The organism is Streptococcus sp. DD11 (genome assembly GCF_001578865.1).
In the GTDB taxonomy this organism is placed as follows: domain Bacteria; phylum Bacillota; class Bacilli; order Lactobacillales; family Streptococcaceae; genus Streptococcus; species Streptococcus panodentis.
This window is the reverse complement of sequence record NZ_KQ969392.1, coordinates 100,713-102,378: the sequence shown is the minus strand read 5'-3', so window position 1 is coordinate 102,378 and position 1,666 is coordinate 100,713. Positions and strand designations below refer to the sequence as shown.

The following is a 1,666-nucleotide window of genomic DNA, read 5'->3' as shown; positions in this document are numbered from 1 at the left end:
CCCAGGAGGAGCCAATTGTCTGGTCGCCGGAAGATGCCCGCCACCGGGCTGGCTTTAAGCTGGAAGAATTGGTGGAATTTCTCCGCGCAGCCAGTCCGTCGGAAGAAGAGTTTGAGCACTCAATGGCTTATCTTCATGAGGCGCTGGATCAGGCAGCAGCTAAGGTTCGCTCCAAGAGTCCGGCTGAGGTATCGCTGGTCGGTCAGGCTGATGCTCTCATTGACACTCTCTACTTTACCTATGGCAGCTTTGTGCTCATGGGGGTAGATCCTGAGCAGATTTTTGATATTGTCCATCGGGCCAATATGGGCAAAATCTTCCCCGACGGCAAGGCGCACTTTGACCCCGTTACCCACAAGATTCTCAAACCAGATGACTGGGAAGAAAACTATGCACCGGAAAGAGCCATCAAAGAAGAGCTGGACCGGCAGATTCAGGCCTACCGGCGGACTTTGGCCTTGGATGACGAGACCAAGGGAGACTAGGCTTTCCTATTTATTGCCAGCTGAGGCTCTTCAAACATCAAAGCGAACCTTGGCTAAGTCTGGAAGACCGTTGGTGATTGGGAATAAAGGGAGGGCAGCTTTTGACTGTACAGATTATAAAAAGAGCGGATTGTCCGCTCTTTTTAACAGTGAAACTGTCCGGGGAGTAAAAAGGTCCCGCGGTCTCTCTTGCTTTCGCGTACCAAGGTTCGGGCTGAAAAGCTCTCCCAGACCTTCCTCGCTTTCGTATTTCTAGGCTCGGGCTGAACGAAAGCTGGGAACTGCGTTCCCTTTATCTCCAGCCTCCAACAGTCCTTCTGGACTGTTGGAGCAAGGCAAGCTGACAAAGTCATAAAAGATAAAGCAACTGACGATATCCGCTGCTTCTGACAGGCTCCCAAACTGTCAGGGAAAGGCAGGTTAATTGGCTGGAAAGAGTATTATAAGGTCTTTTCACGGTCTCTGACGACCAGCAGGTCCACCTTGGCATGGCGCAGGATATACTCAGAAGAGGATCCGACCAGCAGGCGTTCAAAAGCATTGAGACCGGTGGCGCCGACCATAATCAGGTCCACCTTGTGTTCATCAGGAATGTCCGTGGCCAGCAGAGTCTTGGGATTGCCCATTTCGATGGCGATATCGACATATTTGATACCAGATTTTTGGGCTCTTTCTTTGAGTTCGCCGGTCAGTTTCTTGGCATCTTCCTGCAGCTCTTCATAGACATCTGCATCGAAGGTGGAGACGCTTTGCAGCGCCCGGGTATCAATGACATGGGCGATGGTCAGACGGGAGCCGTTTCTGAGGGCAACATTGACCCCTTTTTCAAAGGCCAGTTCAGATTCATGCGAACCATCAACAGCCACCATAATGTTTTCATATTTTTGAGTCATAGCACTACCTCCATTCAGCTAGAAAGGCCGCTCAAGCAGCGTGAAAACTGCCTGAGATGAACTGCCGGCACTGAAGGCCTGTATTCATGGAACACCTCAGCAGCCAAGGGGGCTTCTCCTGTCACTCGCTGTTCGAGTTTTTGTCTGGGACAGGACAGCTTCCCTCATCCGACAAAACTGTTTTCATCACTACAGGAACCTAAAGAAACCTTCTTTAGGCTGAACTGCCGGTTCTTACTTCTATTGTAAAACTTTTTTGAGAAAATGTAAAGATATAATAGCAAGGGG

General features: G+C 50.2%; 1 protein-coding gene and 1 pseudogene. One reads left to right on the top strand and one right to left on the bottom strand.

The genetic code is table 11. From position 1 onward, the window contains the following. Positions 1-485 (top strand): annotated as a pseudogene (locus STRDD11_RS00500) (alanine aminotransferase); the annotation flags it as partial. 440 nt (positions 486-925) lie between these two features. Here the strand turns inward: STRDD11_RS00500 and STRDD11_RS00495 are convergent. Further along, a complete protein-coding gene (locus tag STRDD11_RS00495; RefSeq protein WP_128834325.1) occupies positions 926-1,378 on the bottom strand; it encodes a universal stress protein in 453 nt (150 codons plus the stop codon). Positions 1,379-1,666 lie beyond the last annotated feature (288 nt).